General features: G+C 39.4%; 22 protein-coding genes. 20 read left to right on the top strand and 2 right to left on the bottom strand.

Translation table 11 applies throughout. From position 1 onward, the window contains the following. Nucleotides 1–157: 157 nt before the first annotated feature. The 18 genes from PaeCFBP13512_RS21970 (at nucleotide 158) to PaeCFBP13512_RS21885 (ending at nucleotide 20,160) form a co-directional block, all read left to right on the top strand. Nucleotides 158–1,249, top strand: coding sequence for a YrpD family protein (locus PaeCFBP13512_RS21970; protein ID WP_137225984.1), 1,092 nt, complete (start codon nucleotides 158–160; stop codon nucleotides 1,247–1,249). A gap of 29 nt (nucleotides 1,250–1,278) precedes the next feature. Continuing rightward, on the top strand, nucleotides 1,279–1,722 hold the full coding sequence (locus PaeCFBP13512_RS21965) for a copper amine oxidase N-terminal domain-containing protein (RefSeq protein WP_137225982.1): 444 nt from the start codon (nucleotides 1,279–1,281) through the stop codon (nucleotides 1,720–1,722). Nucleotides 1,723–2,257: 535 nt separating this feature from the next. After that, complete coding sequence (locus PaeCFBP13512_RS21960; RefSeq protein WP_137225980.1) at nucleotides 2,258–3,232, top strand: glycoside hydrolase family 5 protein; 975 nt, start codon at nucleotides 2,258–2,260, stop codon at nucleotides 3,230–3,232. Between the two features lie 157 nt (nucleotides 3,233–3,389). Then, on the top strand, nucleotides 3,390–3,689 hold the full coding sequence (locus PaeCFBP13512_RS21955) for a chorismate mutase (protein WP_137225978.1): 300 nt from the start codon (nucleotides 3,390–3,392) through the stop codon (nucleotides 3,687–3,689). A 129-nt stretch (nucleotides 3,690–3,818) separates the two neighbouring features. Continuing rightward, nucleotides 3,819–4,910 carry a D-alanine--D-alanine ligase gene (locus tag PaeCFBP13512_RS21950; protein WP_137225976.1) on the top strand — a complete coding sequence of 364 codons (1,092 nt, stop codon included), beginning with the start codon at nucleotides 3,819–3,821 and terminating at the stop codon, nucleotides 4,908–4,910. Between the two features lie 313 nt (nucleotides 4,911–5,223). Further along, on the top strand, nucleotides 5,224–5,541 hold the full coding sequence (locus tag PaeCFBP13512_RS21945; RefSeq protein ID WP_069329411.1) for a hypothetical protein: 318 nt from the start codon (nucleotides 5,224–5,226) through the stop codon (nucleotides 5,539–5,541). A 92-nt stretch (nucleotides 5,542–5,633) separates the two neighbouring features. Then, a complete protein-coding gene (gene uvsE, locus PaeCFBP13512_RS21940; protein WP_137225974.1) occupies nucleotides 5,634–6,635 on the top strand; it encodes a UV DNA damage repair endonuclease UvsE in 1,002 nt (333 codons plus the stop codon). A gap of 47 nt (nucleotides 6,636–6,682) precedes the next feature. Then, nucleotides 6,683–7,555 carry an inositol monophosphatase family protein gene (locus tag PaeCFBP13512_RS21935; protein WP_083243679.1) on the top strand — a complete coding sequence of 291 codons (873 nt, stop codon included), beginning with the start codon at nucleotides 6,683–6,685 and terminating at the stop codon, nucleotides 7,553–7,555. A gap of 135 nt (nucleotides 7,556–7,690) precedes the next feature. Beyond that, on the top strand, nucleotides 7,691–7,960 hold the full coding sequence (locus PaeCFBP13512_RS21930; RefSeq protein WP_137225972.1) for a hypothetical protein: 270 nt from the start codon (nucleotides 7,691–7,693) through the stop codon (nucleotides 7,958–7,960). Between the two features lie 127 nt (nucleotides 7,961–8,087). Beyond that, nucleotides 8,088–9,362 (top strand): stalk domain-containing protein, encoded by a 1,275-nt coding sequence (locus tag PaeCFBP13512_RS21925; RefSeq protein ID WP_161594338.1) that lies wholly within the window; start codon nucleotides 8,088–8,090, stop codon nucleotides 9,360–9,362. A gap of 121 nt (nucleotides 9,363–9,483) precedes the next feature. After that, nucleotides 9,484–10,389: an alpha/beta hydrolase family protein gene (locus tag PaeCFBP13512_RS21920; RefSeq protein ID WP_441343344.1), complete on the top strand. Its 906-nt coding sequence runs from the start codon at nucleotides 9,484–9,486 to the stop codon at nucleotides 10,387–10,389. A gap of 233 nt (nucleotides 10,390–10,622) precedes the next feature. After that, complete coding sequence (locus PaeCFBP13512_RS21915) at nucleotides 10,623–12,386, top strand: sensor histidine kinase (protein WP_137225969.1); 1,764 nt, start codon at nucleotides 10,623–10,625, stop codon at nucleotides 12,384–12,386. After that, on the top strand, nucleotides 12,379–13,938 hold the full coding sequence (locus tag PaeCFBP13512_RS21910) for a response regulator transcription factor (protein ID WP_137225967.1): 1,560 nt from the start codon (nucleotides 12,379–12,381) through the stop codon (nucleotides 13,936–13,938). The genes PaeCFBP13512_RS21915 and PaeCFBP13512_RS21910 overlap by 8 nt, the downstream gene beginning before the upstream one ends. A 501-nt stretch (nucleotides 13,939–14,439) precedes the next feature. Beyond that, nucleotides 14,440–15,732 (top strand): ABC transporter substrate-binding protein, encoded by a 1,293-nt coding sequence (locus PaeCFBP13512_RS21905; RefSeq protein ID WP_137225965.1) that lies wholly within the window; start codon nucleotides 14,440–14,442, stop codon nucleotides 15,730–15,732. A gap of 115 nt (nucleotides 15,733–15,847) precedes the next feature. Continuing rightward, the gene (locus PaeCFBP13512_RS21900; RefSeq protein ID WP_069329402.1) at nucleotides 15,848–16,756 is read left to right on the top strand and encodes a carbohydrate ABC transporter permease; all 909 of its coding nucleotides are present in this window, start codon (nucleotides 15,848–15,850) and stop codon (nucleotides 16,754–16,756) included. A gap of 2 nt (nucleotides 16,757–16,758) precedes the next feature. Then, nucleotides 16,759–17,664: a carbohydrate ABC transporter permease gene (locus PaeCFBP13512_RS21895; RefSeq protein ID WP_083243647.1), complete on the top strand. Its 906-nt coding sequence runs from the start codon at nucleotides 16,759–16,761 to the stop codon at nucleotides 17,662–17,664. 77 nt (nucleotides 17,665–17,741) lie between these two features. Beyond that, complete coding sequence (locus PaeCFBP13512_RS21890) at nucleotides 17,742–19,037, top strand: rhamnogalacturonan acetylesterase (RefSeq protein WP_137225963.1); 1,296 nt, start codon at nucleotides 17,742–17,744, stop codon at nucleotides 19,035–19,037. 88 nt (nucleotides 19,038–19,125) lie between these two features. Continuing rightward, entirely contained in the window at nucleotides 19,126–20,160 is a 1,035-nt protein-coding gene (locus tag PaeCFBP13512_RS21885; RefSeq protein ID WP_137225961.1) for a glycoside hydrolase family 88/105 protein, read from the top strand. 154 nt (nucleotides 20,161–20,314) lie between these two features. Here the strand turns inward: PaeCFBP13512_RS21885 and PaeCFBP13512_RS21880 are convergent, their stop codons facing one another. Next, nucleotides 20,315–21,400: a hypothetical protein gene (locus PaeCFBP13512_RS21880; RefSeq protein ID WP_137225959.1), complete on the bottom strand. Its 1,086-nt coding sequence runs from the start codon at nucleotides 21,398–21,400 to the stop codon at nucleotides 20,315–20,317. Nucleotides 21,401–21,543: 143 nt separating this feature from the next. Here PaeCFBP13512_RS21880 and PaeCFBP13512_RS21875 point away from each other — a divergent pair, with 143 nt between their 5' ends. Continuing rightward, a complete protein-coding gene (locus PaeCFBP13512_RS21875; RefSeq protein ID WP_241669460.1) occupies nucleotides 21,544–22,866 on the top strand; it encodes a VWA domain-containing protein in 1,323 nt (440 codons plus the stop codon). A gap of 260 nt (nucleotides 22,867–23,126) precedes the next feature. Here PaeCFBP13512_RS21875 and PaeCFBP13512_RS21870 read toward each other — a convergent pair whose 3' ends face one another. Continuing rightward, nucleotides 23,127–24,047, bottom strand: a complete 921-nt coding sequence (locus tag PaeCFBP13512_RS21870) for a DMT family transporter (RefSeq protein ID WP_137225957.1) — start codon at nucleotides 24,045–24,047, stop codon at nucleotides 23,127–23,129. Between the two features lie 264 nt (nucleotides 24,048–24,311). Here PaeCFBP13512_RS21870 and PaeCFBP13512_RS21865 point away from each other — a divergent pair, with 264 nt between their 5' ends. Then, complete coding sequence (locus tag PaeCFBP13512_RS21865; RefSeq protein WP_137225955.1) at nucleotides 24,312–25,670, top strand: aminotransferase-like domain-containing protein; 1,359 nt, start codon at nucleotides 24,312–24,314, stop codon at nucleotides 25,668–25,670. Nucleotides 25,671–25,683 lie beyond the last annotated feature (13 nt).

The raw sequence follows: 25,683 nt of genomic DNA, 5'->3' as shown, positions 1-25,683 counted from the left end.
TATATTATTAATTCCGCAATTTTTAATTATCAATATCTGTTTTCTCAAAAAATATTATCTTTACATTTCTCTATATATTATATATATTCTTAATGTAATTAAATACATATTATATATGGAGGAATGTTCATAATGAAAAGAAGATTTTTTCTTAATTATGAGGTTAGTAACAGTTTGTATTTTATCATCAAATTTTTTATCTATTACTCAAGCATCTCAACAATCAATAGTAGAAAGTTCTAATGGCGTTTCTATTAATAATCCATTTAATATTTCAGAAAGTAACATCAATAACGTTCTTCTAGAAATAAAACAAGGAATTCAAAGAGATAAACAACAGGACAGTAGCCAAATTTTTTCTACAAATAAAATGGATGATGCTAAAACAAAAAATGGTATATATGATTACATAGTTTTAGATTCTAATTATATCTATTCTTACGAGGAATCACCTAACCAAACTCCAAAATTAGATATACAGAAATTTGATTCGAATTCTTTGCTTACTCCTAAAAATCAATCAACAGTTTCTGATAATGTTTACACTAACAAATCGCTTGCAACTTCTCTTGTAGCAGCTGGCTCACCTTTTGTAATTGGTGATGGAATAGGAGGAAGGCAAAATATTGTTAAAACAGGCGGATATTTATCAACTAAACTTCATCTTCCAAATGAAACACAGGTTGAAGAAGAGATAGCAGCTTATAATTATTCAGGATTTAGTGCTGGTACGTATGAAGCAGATATGGGGCTAGTATATGACTCGAGTGTAGGACCCGGTTCCAGTTCTAAAGGTTGGAAGCCTACAATGGTAGTTAAAAAAGGAACTTCAGTAGCGAGTTCTTCAGACCTAATAGCAGGATACTCTAATGTACAAGCAGCTAATGCGTATTCTCCAGATTCGGATGTTGTTCTTTATGTTTGGCATAATTATGAAGGTAAAGTTAGAATGAAAATTACAGGTACAGCTATTTGTACAGATCAAGGTTGTAGTCATACTCAAAAGACTGCGCTTACTACAATTATGGAAACGGCGAGCTCAAGTTTGAATATTAGTAATTTAGATAAATGGAAACTTCTTTCTACAGTTGTTTCTTCAGCCAATAAAGGTAAAAACAAAGCTGTTTATTCAAGTATTAAAGTGGATGATAATCCTGTCCCAAGTAGTGCCTTTAGTACTCCATTAACGGAGAAAACGACGATTACAAGAGATGCAAACAATACAGTAACAATAACTGTTTCAGGGTAATTATTCATATTTGAAAAGAGGAGATCACAATGAAAAAAATATTCACACTGCTATGCCTGTCAATAATGCTTTTTATCGGAGCTACAGTACCTTCAACCTACGCTAGCAATCAACCTGTAACTCCTACGATCTTTGTCAATAAACAAAAATTTGAGTCTCATGCTCTTATTTCTTATGCAGGTTATGCCATGATTTCATTTCGTGATATTTTTACGAAATATAATATGGAAGTGAATTGGGATCAGTCTAAACAAACTGTTACTGCTAAAACAAAAGATGGAATGAAATCATTTGTTTTGACTGCCAATTCAAATACCGCTTATATAAACAATAAAAGTTACGATCTCGCTCAGTCTCCATTCATACAAAATGGAATACTATATGTTAACTTGAGATTTATTAGCGAAGCTTTAGGAGCAACAGTTCAATATGAAAAATCTTCAACTACTATATTTATAAACACAATTAAATAGATAAATGTAAAAGTTTAGGTGTTTTAAATTATTCTTAATTTTTAATTAATGGAAAGTATGTTGTATAGCTCAGTCGATATTTATGTAATATTAAATAATATACAGAAAAAAGAACTTATATTAACTATGTATAAGTTCTTTTTTTGTTCTAAAAGAGTATGTATGGAAGTATTTCATCCTCTATCATTATGAGAAGGCTGATTCATTTAAAGCGTATTATATTCAACTTAACTGTACTTAAATAGGTTTGAAAAATGAGATCACTCATATAAACATATTGAGTTACTTTATACGATCGTTTTACTTCTATATAGTTATATTTTTATTTGAAATACCTTTATAAAAAAGGATTAAAATAAATTATATACTTCTTTTAAATTATGCTCATTAGTCGCTCTATTAGATTAATACCATATTCATCACCTAATTGAATAATTACAATTAAAACAAATATTGTAATTTAATACGTTTGGTGATAATTTACAGGGGACAGTCGGAAGACAGCTTATTTTCAAAATAGCAGAGGAGGAATAATATGTTGTTGAGAAAAAGCTTGATGGTGGTATTGGCAATGATGTTGGTTGTTGTAACGATAGGAGTATCGAAATCATCTGCTGCTACCGGATTTTATGTAAGCGGTACCAAATTATATGATTCAACAGGCAAGCCTTTTGTGATGAGAGGGGTCAATCATTCTCACACCTGGTTTAAAAACGATCTGAATGCTGCTATTCCAGCCATCGCCAAAACAGGTGCCAATACAGTACGTATTGTATTATCCGATGGAACACAGTACACCAAAGACGATATCAACTCAGTTAAAAATATTCTGGCTTTGGTCAATCAATATAAAATGATCGCTGTTTTGGAAGTGCATGATGCGACAGGTAGTGATGATGTAGCCAAATTAAACAATGCTGTGAACTACTGGATCAGTATCAAAGATGCGCTAGTCGGCAAAGAAGATCGAGTCATTATCAATATTGCCAACGAATGGTACGGTTCATGGAATAGTGAAGGTTGGGCGAATGGCTACAAGCAAGCTATTCCTAAATTAAGAAATGCTGGACTCAATCATACACTCATCGTCGATGCTGCTGGTTGGGGACAATATCCACAATCCATCGTAGATTATGGACAAGCCGTATTGGCAGCCGATTCTAAAAAGAATACGGTATTCTCGATCCACATGTATCAATATGCAGGTAAAGACGATGCAACGGTCAAAGCGAATATGGAAAATGTAATCAATAAAGGTCTGGCTCTAATCATCGGTGAATTCGGTGGATTCCATCAAGGTGAAGATGTGGATGAGTACGCTATTATGAAATACGGTCAGCAAAAAGGAGTCGGCTGGTTAGCATGGTCATGGTATGGTAATAGCTCTGATCTATCTTACCTTGATCTGAACAATGGACCCGCAGGTAGCTTAACAAGTGCGGGTAATGTAGTTGTTAATGATCCGAATGGTATCAAAGCGACTTCGAAAAAAGCTGGAATTTATCAATAAAACGATATGTAATAGCGAATCACAAGAAGGCAACTGGATCGTCCAGTTGCCTTTTTTGTTGATTTTGTATTGGGTAATATAAGGAAGACATTTATAATAGTACGAAACAAGATTTAGAAATGATTTAGCTAGAGGATAATAGAGGAGATGAGCAGAGATGAGAGATTGTCAGAATTTAGATGAGGTAAGGGAAAGTATCGATCAATTGGATCAACACATCATTCAATTGTTAAGTGAACGGAGTCAGTATGTAAGGCAAGCAGCCGCTTTTAAAAAAGATAAAGATGCTGTAAAAGCACCTGCAAGAGTTGAATCAGTGATCCATAAAGTTCGTCAGCTGGCTGTAGAACATGCATTAAATCCATCGATTGCAGAAAAGGTCTACCGAGCAATGATTGCCGGTTTTATTGAAGATGAACTACAAGAACATGAGCGAATCAATCCAAGTAATAGATAAGCATACAAAGTTTTTTTGCAGTGTTTTTCTACAAGCTTTATACTGAATACAGGTTATACAATAACGATCATTTACAATAGCATTTATTCACATGCTTTCATATGTACAATGACTAACGGGGGTTCTGAAATGACAGCAACAAAATTAACAGTAGGTTTGATTTACGGTGGTAAATCTGGAGAACACGAAGTTTCTTTACAGACTGGATTTTCTGTTTTAAATGCGATTGATTATAAAAAATATAATGTAGTGCCTATCTATATCGATCCACAAGGACGCTGGAATATGGGCGAAGTGTATCATGGTGCGCCTAGCCAATTGAGTGATTTACAGATCGATGGTGGTGCAGAAGCCACTTCACAAGCGATGAGCATCCTTTGGAAAAAATTAAGCGGCCAAACTAGCGAAATCGATGTATTGTTCCCACTTCTTCATGGTACATACGGTGAAGATGGTACTATTCAAGGTCTTTTTGAAATGATGGATATGCCTTATGTTGGTGCAGGCGTACTTGCTTCTGCAACAGGTATGGATAAAGCGATTATGAAAAAGCTATTCGCTCAAGCACATTTACCACAGTGTAAATACGAAACGTTTATTGCAAAAGAGTGGGAAACGCAACAATACGATATTTTGACAACGATCGAAACCAATCTTGGCTACCCGTGTTTCGTCAAACCAGCGAATCTCGGATCAAGTGTAGGTATTTCCAAAGCTAAAGACCGTAATGAACTGGAAAAAGCAGTTGACTATGCTTTACGTTACGATCTTAAAGTGATCGTCGAAGAAGCTGTAGATGGACGTGAAATTGAAGTCGGCGTACTGGGTAACGAATTGCCACAAGCTTCTGTTCCCGGCGAAGTCGTATCCACTAGCGATTACTATGACTACGATGCTAAATACATCGACGGTACATCCAAAATGGTCATCCCTGCTGAAATCGACAGCGAACTTGCCGAAAACCTACGTGAATTCGCTATCCGTGCATTCCGTGCTATCGACGGAAACGGTCTATGTCGTGCCGACTTCTTTGTTCGCCGTAGCGATGGCGAAATCTTTATCAACGAAGTCAACACCATGCCAGGATTCACTGCTTTTAGCATGTATCCACTACTATGGCGCGAAACCGGTACAGCCTATCCAGACCTATTGGATCAACTGATCACACTAGGTATAGATCGCTATAACCAACGCCATGAACTGAAATACGGAAGAGAATAGTAAGCAACCATCAATAATTCTAAAACAAACTAGCTTCATCCCATCTCTAAGGTTTTTTAAGGTATTAAATGTACTAAACCGCGTGGAAAAAGTGTAGGTACCTCTAGCGGAGGGGATAGAATGTTCTGAAAGAGCTACAAGCTTTCTTTGAAAGCTACTTCGGAAGTTTAAACGGCGCTCGCATTTAAGACTCGGATATCGACTGCTTGAAGTCTAATCAGATTCCGATCTTAACAGCGACGGCAATAACATCCTATCCCCGAAGCGTCCGTACCTCACCTCAACCACCGCCCACTCGAAAGGAGCAATGACCATGGGATTTCAAACCGAATTTAACTCCGTATGCAAGTTCAAAAATGAACAAGAACTACTCGAACTGCTTGAATACGGCAAAGGCAAAATGCTCAAAAGCGGATTTCGCGTCTATCCAACCGGACAAAAAGTAATCGCCTATACACCCAAGAACGTAGCGATTGCCATCGTCAAAATCACAGCGTCTATCGCTGAAATCAACTTCCAAGGTCGTGAAGTCACCGCCGTAGAACTTGAATTGGTTCGCAAATTAACAGAAGAAGAAGCAAGAGTACAGACCGATCTTGCACATGAAATGTTTTTCGGAGAGCAAGAATAGGTTTAATCATACACATACAGAATCATACTAGATCGAATGCTTTTCTTCTGTATACACCTTGGACATCACACTAGAGGAGGCACTTGAACCCTATGATTGTACGATTCGGATATGTGGCGATGTCACTAGAGATCGCAGATTCTTCACCTTCCAAAACAATGACAATGGCAAGATTCAGCAAACTGCCTGATCGTGAAGCAGGCTTGCGTTTGTTAGAACAAATTGCTACGACTAACTTACACAATACCTTACGTTTGTTACGCCATAATATAGCTGAAGGTATTCAGATGTACCGTTTTTCATCCAAGTTAATTCCGCTTGCGACCCATACTGATTTGCACGATTGGAATCCGTTTGAAGCGTTGGCAGAACCTTTTGCAGAGATCGGGGAATATGTGCGTAAGCATGATCTGCGAGTATCGTTTCATCCAGATCATTATACGGTACTTAGTACGCCAAGACCGGAAGTACTGATCTCTTCGATTCGTGATCTGCAATACCATGTGAATATGCTCAAAGCCATGGGGCTGGATGCTCGTTCAAAGAACAATATCCATATTGGCGGAGCTTATGGAGACAAGCCTACCTCGGCAGCACGATTTGTAGAACATTTTGGTCGCTTGAGTGCAGAGATTCAGTGCCGTCTCACGCTAGAAAATGATGACAAAACCTATACCACAGGCGAGACGCTTGCAGTAGCCCAGCAGACCGGTCTGCCGATGGTGCTCGATATTCATCATCATATGGTCAATTGTCATGGAGAACCAGCTTCCGATTGGTGGGAAGAAGTAGCCAAAACATGGGATTCTCCATTAGCACGTACCGATGTGCCTGATGGTATACACTTACCACCCAAAATTCATGCGTCTAGTCCCAAAAGCGATACCGATCGTCGAAGTCATGCAGATGGTGTAGAAGCAGGCCCTTTACTGGATTTCCTCAGAGTCGCTGCACGCACTTCTTCTCATCTGGATGTCATGCTTGAAGCGAAGCATAAAGACCATGCACTATTTCAATTAATGCGTGACTTGACAAAGTATGAAAATGACGGAGTACGGATCATAGATGGTGGAAGTATAGAAGTGTTGTCGTGATATAATGTAGGTAGATGTAGATTCCAGAAATCAGGGGGAATGAAATGATGGAAGAACAACAAAAAGTACCTTATGTAGTCAGTGGAAAAAGTAAAGTAGCTGTAGCTATTAATGCGGCGTCCAAAACGGGCGAATGGATCAAAAGTAAGCTAGGTGACTATAAACAATTAAATACCAAAGTCTCTTCACAAGATCTGGTCACTGAAGTCGATAAAGGCGCAGAACAGATGATTCGTAAGCTTATTCTAACGTACTGCCCGGATGATGAATTTTTGGGAGAAGAAAGTGTGGGCGCAGGCGCAGCAGCTTCAGCCAAAGCGATTGATGCAGTGAAAGATTCAGAATATGTATGGATCGTCGATCCAATTGATGGCACGACTAACTTTGTGCATGGTTTCCCATACTTTTGCGTATCGATTGCACTTGCTCACAAAGGTGAAGTGATTATTGGTGTGATCTATGACCCTTCTCATGATGAACTGTTTGTAGCCGAAAAAGGTAAAGGTGCTTATGTGCATGGTAATCTGATGAAAGTTTCACAAGAGGCTACACTGGGCGAAAGCTTGGTCGCTACAGGTTTCCCAGCAGATCGAGGGGAATCATTGCGCCTGAATATGAGTGGATTGAATGCGATTGTACCAAAAGTACGTAGTATTCGTAATGGAGGTTCAGCAGCATTGCATTTAGCTTATGTTGCCGCAGGACGCTTAAGTGCGTACTGGGAAATTGGATTGAACGCATGGGATTTGGCGGCAGGTTCATTGTTAGTGACTGAATCAGGTGGTCAAATTGGAGATATCTCAGGAGATGATTACCATCTAGCTGTGCGCAATGTGTTAGCTACTAATGGTCATATTCATCAAGAATTAATGACTGAATTGCATGATGCAGGGCTTCAACATATTCCGGCTCAAAAGTAATGATTTGAATCGGGATCATGTGGTATACAACGATTAACATCCCTACGATTTGGGGTAATACTATACTATCCAGCTTTATTACAAATATCAAGTCCTTATGGCGAATCGATTATTATCGTTAAAGGAGTGACCAAGATGAGCTCATCTGATAAATCAGCCGAAGAATTAGAACGCGAGCTAACCGAACGTTTAACAGAAGGCTTTATGCAAGAAGAAGACCGTGAGGTTAGAGAGCGACGTATGATTCCTTCGAAGTATGAGATTCGTATTCAGACTACACTTGATCCTATCGCTGAAGAAACGATGCAATATCGCAAAATGGCGAAAGAAATCGATGGACGTTATGATGAATACATGAACAAAATCAAGCGCCCAGAGTCAACAGATGATACTGAATCTCGTTGATCACATCATACAGGGTAAAGAGCTGTTATCTACCACCCTTTAGGGAAAATAGATAACAGCTTTTTTTGGTGTAAATAACAATCGAAGTTACTAGACAGAACCAGAGATAGAAAGGATGAAGCACGGAATGAAAAAGAATTATAAACAAATACTAGGTTTGATGGTAGTAATAATCAGTCTAGTCGGTAGTAGTGTAGGTCTAGGAGGAGCGCAAGTGGATGCCGCCACCTCAAGTCAGAATCCAGATGCCAAGCGTGCTTTTTCACATATGGTCTTTCTTGGCGATTCGATTACAGCAGGATATGAGCCAGGTGTGAAAGCTGCTAATTATGATGGATTTGCACCCCGACTCGCAGAACAAGGGTTATTCCGCAGTGCTGTACAATCTCAGAACCACAGCATCCTTGGATTAACCAGTACAGGACTTGATAATTATTTAAGCAAAGTCACCGCAGGATCAAAGATCACGACGAATGATATTCAAGCTAATTTGCCCGGAGCCGTCTATTCACTCAATACGATTCAGGCGAAAAAAGATATTGCTCAAGCGGATCTGATTACGGTTACGATTGGAGGTAACGATTTCCTGAACGCATTGGGTTCTCTGAATGAATTGCCACAAGATATTTCCAGTCTGAATCTGGATCAAGTCGGTACAAAGTACAAAATCAATATCGATCATATTATGAAGCAATTAACATCGCTCAATGCCAAAGCAGTCATTGTAGTTGCGGATCAATACCAACCTATGCCTGCTGAAGTAGGCACTCAATTATATGCAGGACTGAATACAGTGGCTAATCAATTTAGCCAGATTGTTGATCAGACTGTAAAGTCTTATGTCGCTCAAGGATATGATGTGCGTGTAGCTCATGTTTCTAAAGATTTTCCGGGCAAAGAGTTAGCTATGACTCATATTGCAGAGGGAGATATTCACCCGAATCAGACAGGGTACGATGCGATTGCTCATACATTTGCACAAACGATCTGGGGAAGTAAAGGGGATAGAACTCCATTTATAAAAGGACAATCTGCTACATCAACAACTCCTGTGATTGTAACTAACGGGCAACCCCTTCAAACGGCATATGCTCCGCTGATTCGTAAAGGCAAAACCTATGTTACATTGCGAGATGTCACTACAGCTTTGGGTGCAACAGTCAACTGGTCGAATGCTACACAAACAGCAACCATCCAAAGTGGCAAAAACAAAATCAGTATTCCAGTAAATAGTAAACAAATCAAAGTAAATGGTGCTACTCAAACGATAGATAATAGTGCTTTTATACAAACGACTAAAGGAACGCAGAAAGTCTATGTGCCTTTAACTGTACTCACTCAAGCATTTGATTATAATGTACAATATGTAGCTCGCTGGAAAGCTGTTTTTATTAGATCATAATAGAATAAATAACATCGTATTTAGCAATCAAATAGAGAGGGTTCTTAGCAATAAGCCCTCTATACATAATAAGCAACTACTAACTTTAGAATAGCAATAGATACGAAAAGGAAGGTGTTATGTGGAAAGTAAAGAAATAAGCCATCGTTATCATGCAGGATATCGTCAGGTGGTAGTAGAGGATACATTATTAGCTGTATCCTTGCCAATGACGATTATGTATCCGACAACAAGTCCTGAATGTATCGAACCACTTGGACCCTACACATTAGAATTGTCAAAAGATGCAGACCCCATCGAAGACATGTCATTCCCTTTGGTGATCATCTCTCATGGGAATAGTGGTTCTCCTTTGGTACATCGTACATTAGCTCAATATTTAGCACGTCATGGATTTGTAGTGGGTATGCCAGAGCATCTTTACAATAATCGCAATAATAATCAATGGGAAGGTACGATACAGAATCTTACACATAGACCCAGACATATTGGACTAGCTATCGATTGGTTTTTTGAGAATAATGTATTTCAAAAAGTGGTACAGTCTGATCACGTATCTTTAATTGGTCATTCTTTGGGAGGGTACACAGCATTAGCTGTAGCAGGTGGGTTACCGACTTCATTTGACCATGAGTCTCCAGATCAAACTGAACATCCGATAGAAGTAACTTCAGATCACCGAATTCAATCACTTGTATTATTAGCACCTGCATCGGTATGGTTTCGAGAAGAAGGAGCATTAAAAAATGTAGATATACCTATTCTGATGCTAGATGCGGAGCAAGATCAGTATACTCCTTATTTTCACGCTCAAATTGTATTACACGGAGTAGCACATCCTCAACAAGTTGAATATCGAACGATTCAAAATGCAGGACATTTTTCATTTCTTAGCCCTTTTCCTGAAACGATGAAAAATCCAGCATTTCCTCCTTCTCAAGATCCTGCCGGATTTAACCGTACCGATTTTCATGAGATCCTAAATAGCGATATATTAAACTTTCTTCAAGCAAATACGCTTAAGTAAAATGTAAACTATAGTGTATTAAACTAGATCATATCAAATAACCTCTGAGGCTCAAAAGAGGTTATTTTTTGCTATATACGATTGTAAAACTTGGTATTTATAAACATATACTGAAATTTTGGAGTATTCACGCTATAATAAACATACAGGAATTGGAATTTAATTAATAAAAATGTAAACGTTATCATTAAAAGTGTAAATACTAAGGGGTAGCAAAGGTGGAGACTATTCTTATGTTTACCAGAATTAAAAGCGCTTACAATAATCTAGGTATTCATCGAAAAATGTTGCTACTTATCTCTGCATTGTTATTAGGAAGCTTTGCTTTTTATGCACTAGTACTCAGTAATTTGTATGAAACGTATGATAGCCAAATGTATGAGAAGACTTCTGAGCTACTGAATATGTCTTCGGTCGGAATCGAAAATCAACTGAAAGATATGGAGCATTTATCATTCAAAGTTGTCACAGACGAACAATTACAGCGGTACTTAACAGAACTGGAACAGACTAATTCGGTATATCAAAAAAATGTATTACGCAAAAAGCTGACTAATCGCTTGATCGCTTTTGCGGGTTCTGAACCTTTTGTATACTCCATGATGGTGATTGATAAAGAAGGCGAAGTGATGTCAGCAGGCAATCGGGAAGGCATACCGGCTGAATTACGAACCGATCTAACAACATTGGCAGACCAGAATAATGGAGCGAATGCTTGGTATGTTGGTGGCAAATCTTCATTGTTGGCAGTGCGGCAATTCAAAGCATTTACCGGATCAACCTTCACACTGAAAAATCTAGGTACAGTTATTATCCGTATTCGGATCGACCGGATCGTCGATAAACAGGTTCATCAGTCAGCAGGGAGCACACTGGTGATCGCAGATCATCAAGAGATTGTGTATCCTGAGAAATTATCATTTAGTGAAACAGAGATTAACCAAGAACTGAGTCGCAATCAGCCATATGGTGTAGTGAACTTGCCGGAAGGCGGGTATTTTTCCGCTCGGATTCAATCGCCTTACACGGGCTGGACGTATTTGCATATGACTCCTTTTGACCCGATGTTCGAACGAATTACATGGATGAAGCGTCTGGTGACTATTATTTTTATCGCTATCTTTTTATTAGGGTTAGCTTTCGGCACACGATTATCTCGCAGTATTACAAGACCGATGGAACGTTTATTGCAGAAAATGAGAACGGTAGAGACTGGTAATCTGGATCGTCTGGAAGAATTAACACTGGGGCCTGTACCCGAAGGCTCGCAGACAGAAGTCGGATTATTGCACCGTACCTTTAATCGTATGTTACGGCGAATCAGTGAATTAATAGATGAAAATTATGCCAAACAGCTTATCATTCGTGAGACCGAACTCAAAGCATTACAAGCACAGATCAATCCCCATTTTCTATACAACACCTTAGAATCTATTAACTGGATGGCAAAAGTAAACAAACAATCCAAAATCTCTGAAATGGTCGAAGCTTTAGGTTTTCTGCTACGTAGTTCTGTGAATATGAGCGAAAAGTTGATCCCGTTAGGACGTGAACTTGATATCGTCTATAGTTACGTCACGATTCAGCAGATGCGATTTGAAGAACGATTACATTTTGAAGTCGATATCCCTGATAATCTCAAAGATGCCCTTATTCCCAAGCTTACCTTACAACCACTGATCGAAAATGCGATTCATTATGCGTTGGAACCCAGTGTGAACGTATGTCATATTCGGATTGTAGCTAGACATGAAGAAGATGTACTTTATATCAGTGTCGAAGACGATGGGCCCGGGATGACGGCTGAATTTCTAGAACGTCTGCATAGCGGACAAGTACAGACACGTGGTGAAGGGATTGGACTCAGTAATATTATCGAACGGATTCGGCTAACATTTGGCTCAGAGTATGGGATGGAAATTGAAAGTCTACCCGGTGTGATTACTGCTTTTCATATTCGTATTCCTTATGAAAGAGGGGAAGCGCAAGATGTATAAAGTATTGTTAGTGGATGATGAACGGATGATCTTAGAAGGAATATCACAGGTTGTGAACTGGCAAGAAAGTGGAACTGAATTGATCGGTACGGCTCGTAATGGACTGGAAGCGTATGAACAGATTCAAGCGAATTGTCCGGATATCGTGATTAGTGATATTTCGATGCCGGGATTGGATGGGATTGGACTTGTAGCGAAGACACATGCATCATTTCCAGATGTACGGTTTATTATGTTGTCCGGTCATAAAGACTTTGATTATGCACGTAGAGCAATGCAATACGGGGTGAAGCATTATCTGGTTAAGCCTTGCAACGAACGTCAGATTCAAGAAGCGATCGGTGAATTATTATCCGAACGTGAGGTTGAACATGAACGAGATCAATTCGTAAACAGTATGAAAGAACAATTCACACGTATGTTGCCCCAAGTGAAAGAACAATTTCTGAAAGAATTTATTGCGAATAAAATGTACGGTGTACGTGATCTCGATTATTATGAGCAACTGTTTCATCTCAATTTACGTGATCGTCCAGTACGTATGGCTTTGATGCGTGTCGAAGAATCTCATGAGTATGAACATTTATTTGCACTAAAAAATATAGCGGATGATCTATTGGATGGCGTGTTGATGGGCACAACGATTCATATGCAAGATGAATTACTTCTTTTATTAGATGATCCTACATCGATCTCGAAGCTCATTAGTGATCTGGAACATGTACAGAATGTCTTTGCAGGCTTTTACAAATTAGAAGTAACAATCGCTCTCAGTGAACCGGATTATATGATCTCATTACGTCGTATGTATCGGGATACTCAACAGTGTATGAATCATCGCTTCTATGTAGGCGAGGGAAGTATTATTACCAAGTCCGATCTAGCATTAGCCGATCAGAAAGACAGTACTTCTTTTGAACTGGATGAAGAAGCTTTCACACTGTTAATCAAATCAGGGCAAATGGAAGAAGTGACCGCAGAAATTGACCGCTTATTTGTAACGTTAGCCGAATGGCGACATGATATTGGAGTCACCCGCTCGTATGTGCTGCAATTGTATGCCGTTATGATTCGCTTATGCTTACCAGAAGAACGTTCTTTATTTACCAGCCGAATGGCAGAACTGGCAATGGTAGATACACTGACTGGATTGCATGAATTCGTGCAAGAAGCGGCGGCTTACTTAACGATGAGTTACTATAAGAGCAATGTGAATCGTCAATCTTCGGTCGTCAATAAAATGATCCAGATCATCGAACAAAATTATACCAGTGCTGAATTATCACTTAACGGTGTCGCCAATCAGATGCTCTATATGAACCCTGATTACCTCGGGAAGATTTTCAAAAAAGTAACCGGCGATAATTTCTCTCATTATGTCAATCGTTATCGAATTGAACGCTCAACCGATCATATTCGTCGTAGTGGAGATGTAAAAGTATTCGAACTCGCCGAACTATTCGGATTCGGTGGCAACTCTCAATATTTCAGTCAAGTATTCAAAAAATGGACAGGCATGACCCCAACCGAATATCGGAAAAGTGAAGAGTAAACTCATTTCTAAAAATACATTAATAGTAAAATATCGTACAACATACCTCAAAATAAAAAGCGACTTTTGATTGTCGTTTTTTATTTTGACTTAAATCAAATTTACCGTATCTTGTCGCACAAGCGAAGAGCATCTTCATATTCTGAAAGAGCGAAGCGATCGACTTTGTCATAAACTCCCTACGGCATAGCGGTTATTCAAGGGAGTTCAGTACAACAAGCGACGACAAGAATAAGATGATGATCGTAGCGAAAGCCACTTTATACTGTAAACCAAATCATTTGGATACAAATATCCGTCTTAGCAGAAATTCAGACTACTCTGTTTTTTACACGATCACATCGGATTTGTGTATTCATTTGTGATCTTTCATCTGCGAAAATGAAGGTATCACTTAAATGTAAGCGTTAACAAAAAAAGGAGTATCATCGTATTCTACTTACTTATTTTAAGCAATATGAACAGCCATCATCTGTTTGATTAACGAAAGGGGAGAATATAATGAGAAAAAAAACAGCACTGTTATTCATGGTCACTATTCTACTTTTTATCACAGCTTGCGGTAATTCAGGTAGCGGAGGTAGTAATGCGAGTGGAGGTACAGATGGCAAAACGCTTCGTATTGCTTGGTGGGGATCAGATACTAGACATGAATATACACAAAAAATTATTGATATGTATAAAGAGCAAAATCCAGGTGTGAATATTGATATCGAATATGCTTCTTTTGACGATTATTGGAAAAAGCTAGCGCCACAAGCAGCGGCTAATCAATTGCCGGATATTATGCAAATGGATGTATCCTATATTAGCCAATACGCTAAAAATGGACAATTGGAAGACTTGACCCCTTACTTAGGCAGTAAAATTAAAGTTGATGATGTGACTGAAAATGTACTTAAAACAGGTATGATTGGTGGCGTACAATACGGTATGCCAACAGGGGTTAACGTATTAGGATTCCAGTATGATCCAGCGATTTTGAAAAAAGCAGGAATCAATGAAATTCCAGACAATTGGACATGGGATCAATATAAAGAAATTGCGCTTAAAGCAAAAGACAAAGGAATTTACTTTGATAGTTCGATGGCAGCAGATATTTTCTTTAATTACTTTTTACGTACCAAAGGTCAATCACTTTACAATGCAGAAGGAACCGCACTTGGATATGAAGATGATGCGCTGTTCACTGAATTCTTCGGCATGTTAGCAGAGCTGATCAAAGAAGGTGCAGTCCCTTCCCAAGAGAAATTGAACCAGACTAAAGGGATTCTAGAAGAGTCGGATATTGTAAAAGGTACAGGTATCGGAATCTGGCAATGGTCGAATCAATTCGTAGCGTTACAGCGTGTTGTGAATCGTCCGATGGAGCTTGCTCCGATGGTAGGGCCGGATATGGAAAAAGGAATTTATATGCAACCAAGTATGTACTGGGCTGTAGCGAAAAGTTCGCAATCCAAAGACGAAGCAGCTAAATTTATCGACTTCTGGATCAACAATCAAGATGCGAATAAATTGATCAAAGGTGAGCGCGGTGTACCGATCTCTGCGGCTGTGAAAAAAGCAGTGGCACCAGAACTCAGTGAAACAGAGAAACAAGTATTTGATTTCGTTGCCAAAATGGAACCAATTAGTTCGCCTATGAGCCCGCCACCACCTGTAGGATCTGCTGAGATTATTGCAGCACTAACCGATTATGTGGAGCAAATTAACTTTGGACAAGCAACCGCTGCTGAAGTCGCACCGAAGTTCCGTGCAGATGCTAATGCGATTTTGTCCAATAATCAACCTTAATATGGCACTCGTTAGCTGATACATGTAGAGAAAGTGAACCGGACGTTGGATAATTCTCCACCCGGTTCACTCTTATCTCTCAAAATCTCAACGATCTGAGGAGGTGCGAACGCTTATGGCTATACGTAATGAGTCTTTAAAAACCAATTTGACCGGATATGCTTTTATTAGTCCTTTTATTATTGGCTTTCTGGCTTTTACTTTGATCCCTATGTTTATATCACTCTATCTATCTTTTACCAGCTATAACTTGTTTACTTCGCCACGCTGGATAGGACTTGGTAATTTTGAAAAAATGTTTACCAATGATCCGAAGTATTGGAACTCGGTGAGAGTCACGATCTATTATGTATTTGTAGGTGTTCCATTACGATTAGCTTTTGCTTTATTTGTTGCGATGGTGCTGAATACAGCATCACGGATGGTGGGTACATATCGGACGATTTATTATTTACCATCGATTATTGGTGGAAGTGTAGCTGTATCTATTATGTGGCGTAATATTTTTAGTGAGCAAGGGATCGTCAACCATTTCTTAATGGCGTTCGGTGCCGCACCTGTAAACTGGTTTGGTAATGCTACAGCTGCTCTAGGTATGCTGATTACGTTATCAGTATGGCAATTTGGATCATCGATGTTGATTTTCCTTGCTGGCTTGAAAAATATTTCACCGGAAATGTATGAAGCCGCTAGTGTCGATGGCGCTTCACCTGTACGCAAATTTCTGAATATTACATTGCCACTGCTCAGTCCGGTCATTTTATTTAATCTGATTATGCAGACGATTAGTGCATTTATGACATTCGTACCTGCCTATGTGATTTCTAAAGGAGAAGGCGGACCACTGGATGGAACCATGTTGTATTCACTGTATTTATTCCGTCAGGCATTTATGTTCAACAATATGGGTTATGCCGCTGCAATGGCATGGGTAATGTTGATCTTTATCGGTATTCTAACATTTGTATTATTCAAAACATCTAAAATGTGGGTGTTCTATGAATCTGAAGGGGGAGGGCGTTAATTATGGCTGAACGTAAAGCGTCTATCCCAGAATACAATGTGATCAGCAGTACACGAGCGCAAAAAGGTTGGTTCTGGCGCAAAATCAAATGGCCCATCTATCATATTTTTGTCGGTTTACTTGCTGTCTTAATGATGTATCCGATTGCCTGGATGTTACTGAGTTCATTCAAAGAAAGCCGTACGATCTTTGCAACAGCCAATACATTATTACCCGCACAGTGGATGTGGGATAACTATATTACGGGCTGGAAAGGTGTCGGCGGCTATTCTTTCGGACATTATATGTGGAATTCACTGGTGATTGTAGTGATCTCTACGGTCGGCGTTGTCTTATCGTCTGCTGTGATTGCCTTTGGATTTGCTCGCTTGAATTTTAAAGGTCGGAACTTCTGGTTTGCGATTATGATGGTTACTTTGATGTTGCCTCATGATGTCGTGCTAGTTCCACAATATATTATTTTCACCAAATTAGGATGGTTGAACAGTATCTATCCAATTGTCGTTCCACAGTTTTTTGGAGCACCGTTCTTTATTTTCTTAATGGTACAGTTTATCCGTACGATTCCTAAAGATTTGGATGAAGCGGCAACGATTGATGGCTGTGGTAAATTCCGTTTGTTTATACAGATCATTTTGCCATTGATTAAGTCTTCGCTAGCTACAGCAGCGATTTTCTCCTTTTACTGGCGTTGGGAAGATTTACTCGGTCCGGTATTGTACTTGAATTCACCGGATAAATATACAGTCTCTATGGGTCTGAAAATGTTTTTAGATAGCGAATCGTCTTCTAACTGGGGTGCGATGTTTGCAATGTCGATTGTCAGCTTACTACCTGTTGTTGCAATCTTCTTCGCTTTCCAAAGACATATCGTTGAAGGGATTAGTTCTAGTGGGATCAAAGGATAATTTTTAAAAATCATAAATAATGCACAATACTGTAGCAATTCAGGATCAAAGCGATCTAGGCAAGGATGGTGGAACCAATGAATGATCAATCAACCACTCATACTTCTACAGAACCATGGCGGATAACAGAAGGTGGCGATGCCAACGCAGCATTAGGTGAATCGTCCTCTATCCCTATTTCATCTACATCTGATCTTTCAGTGCCTGAACCGTTACCTGCACCATTGCGATATGATTTTGGACCGGGAGAAGTCACTCCCGGTTATATCGCTGTGTCTCCTGATGATCGGTACGAGGAGAATGAACAGACTAAAGGGTCTTATGGATTTGCACATCCAGAAAGAGTATATGGACGAGAACGAAGCGCTATGTACAGTCATTACAACCGTACAGACCAGAGTGTCATGACTACCGATCATTTGAAAAGTAGTTTCTGTATTCCGCTAGGGACTTCATTTATAACTGATCTACCTAATGGTACATATCAGATCCAGATCATGGTGGGAGATGAACAAGCGGCTACCCATACGATTATCAAATGTGGAGCAGACAAGTTGATGTTACCGCCTATCGACACGTTGCCAGGGCAGTGGATCAGTAAATTATTTACCGTTCCTGTGATCGACAATAAATTGCAACTGCATATCAGTGGCAAAGCGCCACGTCTAAATGCGGTAGAGATTACAGCAGTACCTCAAGTGCTCAAACTATTTATCGCAGGAGATTCTACTGTAACCGATCAGAAGGAAGGCGGCGCTCCTTATGCGGGTTGGGGGCAAATGTTGCCTGCACTATTCAAACATGATGTGTGTGTAGATAATCATGCGATATCCGGTCGTAGTTCCAAAAGCTTTATTGATGAAGGACGACTGACTATCATTGCAGATCAGCTCAAAGCAGGTGATTTTCTGTTGATTCAATTCGGTCATAATGATGAAAAGAATGATCCTGCGCGTGGTACAGAACCATTTACAACGTACAAAGATTATTTATTGCAATATATCGAAGTCGCTCGCACTAAAGGGGCTAACCCAATCTTAATCACACCGGTAAGTCGGCGTTACTTTGATGCCAATGGATTCCTTATGGATACACATGGCGATTATATTGTAGCTGTCAAAGAATTAGCGACAGAACAGCAAGCACCTCTAATTGATCTAGCAGAGCAGACCAAGATGCTGTTAGAGTCGTTGGGTGAAGAACAAAGCAAGTCGTTATTCGTATGGTTGTATCCGGGAGAATATATCCATTTTCCTGATGGGATGGAAGACAATACGCATTTTCAAGAACAAGGTGCATATCAAGTTGCCCAATTGGTTGCTGAACGTATTCGTGAGCTAGCGATTCAACCTCTATTAATGTATTTACGTTAACCTACATGCTGATCTAGCTATTCTGTAATAAGAATATTCCGATTTCTGATCATAACTCTATAAGTGATAGCGAAAGGATGATTATATTATGCCTGCATTACAATTTGATGAACAACATATCCGTGATGTGATAGATCGTGTCGTTGAACGTACATTTAATATGGATTTCCGTTGGGATTGGCCGGGTGGTGTGGCTTTTTATGGTATATGTGAAGCCTATGAAGCGACTGGAAAAAAGGAATACTTGGACAAACTCAAAATCTGGATCGATGAACAGATTGAAGAAGGACTACCACAGTTATCGGTTAATGGCGTCTCGATCGGTCACTGTTTGCTAACCTTATATGAAGCGACAGGTGAAGAGAAGTATTTGGATATTGCGAAAGAAATGGCAGAATTTCTCGATAGCAAAGCAGAGCGCTTCGCCGATGGTATTTTCCAGCATACAGTTAATTCGCTGACAGATGTATTTCCACAGCAAGCATGGGTAGATACGATGTTTATGGCGGGTTACTATTTGTTGCGGATTGGTCATTTGTTAGGCAATGAAAAGTATATTGAAGATGGCTTGAAGCAGTATCACGGACATGAAGAATTTTTGCAAGATAACGATACCAATCTGTATTATCATGGTTGGGATCATGTGAATCAGCATCATATGTCAGGCATGTTCTGGGCGCGTGGTAACTCATGGGCGGCACTCACGATGGCAAAAGCACTCAAATTTATTCCGGTGCAACATCCATCCTATATGATTATCGATGGTTCTCTGCGAGATCAATTAAGTGCTCTGGTACGTCTGCAATCGCCAGAAGGGTTATGGCATACTGTACTAACAGATGAGACGTCTTATCTGGAGACATCAGGTTCTGCCGGTATTGCGACAGCGTTGTTATTGCAAGGCAGACTGTATAATAAATATACGCAAAAAGCGATAGATGGCATTCTGTCGAAAATCAAAGAAGACGGCACCATCACAGGTGTATCCGCAGGGACGGCTGTCATGAACGATATCGACGGCTACCGCAAAGTGCCAGCCAAACGTATTCAAGGTTGGGGACAAGGATTAGGTTTAGCTTTTCTAGCTCAACTGGTACGAACCAAAGAAGATGTATTTGGTTGAATCGTTTGCTATCGTATAGATAGTTGTCTCGAAAAAAGGGATAAGATATCACGTTAAGTAGACTTGTCAGCTCCATAAATAAGATATAAAAAAACACGCTGCTCTTTGTATAAGAACAGCGTGTTTATCTTTTTATTTCAACAGATAGATAAGATTACAATAGCGGTTGCTTCACGATCGAGAATTGATGATCTAGATTCTCAACAATCATATACAGTAGACCATTTTCGTATTTAATAAATTTGGATACTGTGTTGTCAGATGTTTTGGACATTTGAAAGATTTCTTTACCGTTACGATCATACAAATAATTTTTCTGCTCACTATCGTCTACAAGAAAGACTTGATTGTTATTGTAATCGGTTGTCCATTCTGCATCACGATCCGCTAACGTACGCATCATTTCATACGTAGGTTGACCTGTAGCTAGATTATAACGTGCATAGACTGGAAAAGGTTTGTCTGTATTGGTGCCTAACGGATTCCCTTTAATATTGGTAGTGTAGAGAATCAGTTCATTATTTTGCAATTGAAAATCAGCATCAATATTCCATGGAGTCGTAATCGTTTTGCCTTTTGCTGTAGGTTGAGCAGTATCCCAGATATAAAAGACATTTTGGGATTGCATCAAGCTACCACCGTTATATTGAGCGACCACATAATGCGATTGAGTATTTACTTGATACGGAGTAGCATTTTCATAATTAAAGGTCTGCTGAATCAAAGGTGTTGTGCTGAGAACAGCCTTTTTCCACGGTGCTTGATAGACCGACAACTGTTTAGTTGATTGAACTACAATCTGTTCTTTAGTTGTTGCTGTTGGTGCAGACCAATCTAGCTGTGAACCATTCCCAGCAACAGATTGATATAGAGTCTGTGGCAAAGTCGTGGTGGATAGCACTTTACCCATTGTGGCTTTCGCTGTAGATAATGTGATTTTCTGTAGCGAGTTCTTATGATCAACAAGCAATACCATCTTATTAGAACCGATCAACACATCGTAGCTGAAAATATGATCATAAGACTGTTTCCAGAGTGACTTCGATGTATTGAGATCAACCATTTCGATGTTGTGTTCAGCCATATCTACTAGAACGGCTTGATCATGGGGTAGATTCACAATTTGTGTATCAATATGGAAATCTTCAGGAAAAGATAAATGATCATCTGTACTATTTGCAGCAAAGGCTTGTACAGGTAATAATAGAAGCAATACTATCGTTAATATCCATTTTTTCATCAAAGATAATCCTTTCTGTACGATCCTTTATTTTATGTAGCATACCTATATATTCTATTCTATTATACCGTATATTTATAGCCTATGTAATGTTTAGATTTGACGAGGAAAATAATAGGCTTTATGGTAAGAATATAACAATCATGATTCAAAAAGGGGTTGCTGTTATGGCTAGCGAACATATCGTATTGAATCAAGGGCAAAATACTAATCTAGCACAGGGTCATTCATTGAACGTCACAATTCAATGTGAATCTTCACCGTCACCACTCGATATCAGTTGCTTTATGGTCGATGAAGCAGGCAAAGTTCCTTCGGATGACTATTTTATTTTTTATAATCAAAATGTTGATCCGCATCAATCGGTTCAATGTACACAATCGACAGAGCGAAGTACACAATTCACATTAGATATGCATAAACTACAAAGTGTTCCTGTTGCCAAATGTGTATTTACAGCAACATTAGAAGGAGCCGGTACTTTTGCAGAAGTGCAAGGATGCCAGGCTGTGCTTCATATTGGTGAGCAAGAGATTACATATACCATTACAGAAGCGACCGCAGAGACAGCGCTTATTTTTATAGAAGTCTATCGTTATCAGCAAGGATTTAAAGTTCGAGCGATCGGACGTGGATTTTTTGGAGGATTGAAGCCTTTAGCTGAATCATTTGGAGTAGAAATTGATGACAGCCCTGAAGAAACGGTAGATGTTCCAACAAGTTCTGTTGAGACTACCCCAGCACCAGTGATTTCTGAACCGACACCCGAATCTGTGACACCACCATCTAATCCATCTTTAGGCAAAATCGATTTACTCAAACGCAAAGTGACTTTATCTTTGGAAAAGAAACAAATTCCACCGATTCAAGCAAGAGTAGCGGTAGTATTCGATGCGTCAGGTTCGATGTATTCCCTTTACAAAAAAGGAATCGTGCAAGAAGCGTTTGAGCGTATTCTGGCAATCGCAACAGCATTTGATGATAATGGAGAATTGGATGTATGGTTTTTTGCTAAAGAGTTTTTGCGTGCTCCAAGCGTACGAGCCGAAGATTACAAAGATTATGTCGCACGCACGTATAAGCTAGGAAGCAAAGGTGGAACGAACAATGAACCGCCTGTGATGGAAGATGTGATTCGCAAATATACCGTCGAAGAGCCGAATGTACGGATTCCGACGTATATTATCTTTTTCAGCGATGGTGGAGTAAGTAGTAAGAGCAAAATCACTAAACTGATTACCGACAGTTCGCATCAGAATCTATTCTGGCAGTTTGTCGGATTGGGCAATGCCAACTATGGTATTCTGCGTCAATTGGACGAACTCAAAGGACGATTTATAGATAATGCCAGCTTTTTCGAATTAGACGATATTTCTAAAGTCAGTGATGAAGAGTTATATGATCGATTGTTAAGTGAGTTCCCAAGCTGGATTGTAGAAGCGAGAAGAAAAGGCATTTTGGCATAATGTTAAAAGAATGAAGAATGAAGAATGAAGAATGAAGAATGAAGAATGAAGAATGAAGAATGAAGAATGAAGAATGAAGAGCCAGAAGGTAGTAAAGCATCTTGCGTAATATGCAGACGGCTTTCACTATCTTTTGGCTCTTTTTGAGTTTGAAGAACTAACAGATATCTATTGTAACCATTCATTGAGATAAAGAAAGGTTACACATGTGGTTACTACATATGAATGATGTGTAAAACCTGATTTCTCTTTTTCACATATCAACTTTCTATCGAACGCTTCCCCCAATTGGTTCCCAATACACCGACAATAATCAAAGTTGTACCAATGATGTGATAATACATTAACTGCTCATGTAGAAATACAGTGCCTGCGATCATCGATGTAATCGTAGCAAAATTGCTAAATACGCTCATTTTGGTTGCTTCCAGATGAGAAAGGGCATAACTAGATAACAAAGTTGTGCCTAGCGAAGATAAGATACCTAAATACAACAAAGCCAATCCATAATTCGGTTGTAGCAAGGGCTGCACGTAGTCGATCATATTCCCGAGGATCAGATGGCGACCAAGTGCGACAACATTAAATAATACACAAGCCGTAATCATCGTCACCCATGTTAATTGAAGCGGATTATACTGTCGTGTCAGTGGACGAGCCAGCACCCCGTACCCTGCAAAACAAAGCGCAGATCCCACCAACAACAAAATACCACCCACATTACTCAATGAAAAGTGGGTACCGCCTTTCATAACAAAAATAAACACTACCCCTATCACCGACAATAACAGTGAACTTTTCTGTATCCATGAAGATTGTTCTTTAAGAAAATAAGTCGCCAATATTAATGTGAAAATAGGCGCGGTTGCCTGTATAATGCCAGCTTCGGAAGAAGAAGCATACAATAACCCAAACGCTTGAAAAGCAAAAAATAGAATCGGCGATAACAACGCCAAAGGTAGCATGCGCCAGATATCTCGCCATGTACATGTGACCTTAATCCAACCGAACACAATCGGAATGCCCATCACCAACGTAGATAACAAAAACCGATGAGCCAGTACATCCAATGGATGAGCAGTATCAACTGTCATTTTCATAAATAAAAATGAAAATCCTATAATTAGTGCATAAGCCAGTGCAGCAAAATAAGCGGGTAAACGCTTTGAATCTGTAGACATCGGTATACCTCCAAACGATCATTTGCTATAGAATAAGAACGCTTATTCAATATACCGCGGCTAGTAGACCGCTCACAATCACGATAAAATCAAACTGTACCGATACAGATAGAATAGAAGATAATAGAAAAATGGATGTAGCACATGACATACTAATGCTACAAAAGAATGACATATATATGATTCAAAATAATGAGGTACACATCACTCGGACTCATGTGTACCTCCACATCAAAATGAAAAGATTGGCAAGGAGCAGATTGGATGAATAAACAACAACAATTAGTTGCTCAGATTCAAGAGCAGATTCAGCAAGGTATTTTATTATCGGGTCAGAAGCTACCTTCGATTCGTGTTATGTCTCAGACGAACCATTGTAGTCCATCGACTATTATTGGAGCCTATGAACAATTAGCACGCGAGCGGTGGATCTATGCTATGAATCGCAGTGGGTATTATGTGGCACAGCAAGGGTATCATCAACAGCGTTATCCAGTACGCGATCAAGTGGATTTATCATCGGCAGCCCCAGCGCCTGAATTGTTTCCCTATGATGATTTCCAAAGTTGTCTTAATCAGGCGACACAAGTCTACCGAGATCAATTGTTTTCGTACGGTATGCCTCAAGGATTGCCACCCTTATTATGTGAAGTGAGGCAACAGTTAGAAGAGGTTCAGGTATTTGCACGAGAATCGCAGTTATTTGTCACTTCAGGCATTCAGCGAGCATTATCGATCTTGACGATGATGCCTTTTCCGAACGGTCGACAGACAATTATGATTGAACAACCCAGTTACCATTTGCTGATTGAATTACTGGGAGCGCTACATGTACCTGTGGAAGGGGTAGAACGAACTGTTCATGGACTGGATTGGGAAAAAGTAGAACGTCTTTTCCAGAGTGGAGAGATTAAGTTTTTCTATGTGATTCCACGATTTCATAATCCACTCGGTACATCGTTATCGACATCAGATAAGAAGAGGTTAGTTGCCTTAGCTACCAAGTATGATGTGTATATTGTAGAAGATGATTATTTGTCTGATCTGGAACATGCTGTCTCGAATGATCCGCTATATGCGTATGATACGTCAGAGCATGTCATTTATCTCAAAAGCTATTCTAAAATTCTTTTTCCCGGTCTACGAATCGGTGTCGCTGTTTTACCTGAAGCGCTTATTTCTACCTTTTCACAATATAAACGATTACTCGATATCGACAGTTCTGTTCTTTCGCAAGCAGCTTTACATATGTACATCAAAAATGGAATGTTTACACGTTATCGTCGGTATCTACTGGAAGGATACGATCGCCGTATTGCTCAACTGCATCGTACATTAGATGAATTATCTGCTGATCCTATTTTTGCCAATGCTCCTCGCAATCAGGCTGTGCATACATTTTTGCGATTACCGGATAATTTCCCTACGGCTGTCTTGATCAAGCGCTTAGCACAGCAGAAGATTGTTGTAGGGGATGGCAGTCAGCACTTTTTAGCTAATAGCCCGTATACTATGAATTTACTGCGGATTAACGTATCAAATGTACCTGAAGAACAGATTGATCCTACACTACAAATCATAGCCAAAGAAATTCGCAAATTATCTATCACGCCCAAGTTGTAACTTTATGATGAGG

It is taken from the genome of Paenibacillus sp. CFBP13512 (assembly GCF_005233705.1).
Taxonomy (GTDB): domain Bacteria; phylum Bacillota; class Bacilli; order Paenibacillales; family Paenibacillaceae; genus Saccharibacillus; species Saccharibacillus nuruki.
This window is presented reverse-complemented; position numbering and strand designations above follow the sequence as displayed.